The organism is Candidatus Obscuribacterales bacterium, from assembly GCA_036703605.1.
GTDB lineage: Bacteria > Cyanobacteriota > Cyanobacteriia > RECH01 > RECH01 > RECH01.
This window is the reverse complement of the sequence record DATNRH010000406.1, coordinates 1-1,101: the sequence shown is the minus strand read 5'-3', so window position 1 is coordinate 1,101 and position 1,101 is coordinate 1. Positions and strand designations below refer to the sequence as shown.

General features: G+C 52.7%; 1 protein-coding gene. It reads right to left on the bottom strand.

Translation table 11 applies throughout. From position 1 onward, the window contains the following. Positions 1–1,072: TFIIB-type zinc finger domain-containing protein (locus V6D20_08420; protein HEY9815805.1), on the bottom strand; the 1,072-nt coding region annotated here is incomplete at its 3' end. Positions 1,073–1,101: the final 29 nt, after the last annotated feature.

Sequence of the window (1,101 nt, the reverse complement as noted above, 5' to 3'; positions counted from 1 at the left end):
TATGCTGGGAGTAGGTAGAGGCTGCATGACAGGATTGCCGGTTGGCATGCTCTTGGAGTTTACCTACACATGAGAGTGAGTTGCAGGCTAGAGTTGTGCCACACCTATTACAATAGTACTTTGGTTCACTGTTGCACTCTGAACATTGCGGTCCCCGCCGTGCTGGCCTACCTGTAGGACCTGGATTGGATTCTATGTCACCGCATCTAAGAATGTCCTGCAGGGGGTGGGGGCGATGACTTTCAGAATGGCTTAAGCGAAGTATCAGGTGAGACAATAGGTACTGGGGGTATTTTTTAATCCAAGGGGCAAATTTAAGCCCCTTTTTCCCGTAGATTCTGTTGAGGGCAGCAACCGCTGCATCGCGGTCTATTCTGGACTGCCACTGAATAACCGGCTTAGCAGGAATGCCATGGTCATTTAGCTGGCGGATCTGCACTCGAAGGGCTTCAGGGAGGGGGTCTAGACCCTTAGACACAAGGAAGCGGGATGCTTTGCCAAGGACAGTCTCTCTGACAGTGTGGGCAGTAAGCGCCTTAGCGAAGACAACTCTGCAGTTCCTCGCGACCGACATAGTAGCAAGTACGTCCTCTTCATCTTCGACATGGCCGAGTAGATACTCCTGACTGGGTGTCTGGATGGTGTGGCCAGTGAGAGCTGCAGCGACCTCTTTGGATGGAGTTTCAAGGAAGGCTGATCGAACGACTTTGTTGGTCTTGGAGTAGACAAATCTAAAGTCGATAATGGGGTCAGAACCTTCTTGAACGAGGGCAACTAAACCTGGGACAGTCGAGAGGCGGTGGTTCAACCAATTACGCTCCCGCTCTTCAGCAGTGCGTCGGGTTTCGCGGGAAGGGTGGTTGGAAGCATGGGCATGGTACCCAAGAATATAGAGGGATCGTTCGGTGTAGTCGATCCAGGCTTGGCCGTCCCCTGCATTCGGCGCTGCCAGTGAGGGGTGGTAATCAGCGGCTTGCAGAAGTTCAAGGGCCTCAGCTGTGGCCTCTGCATAAACAGTGACCTTTACGAGCGGTGTGGTGCCAGGGAAGGTCTGGATGAATTTGAGATCCAAGGAGGCTAACACATCATGGATCACTGTAC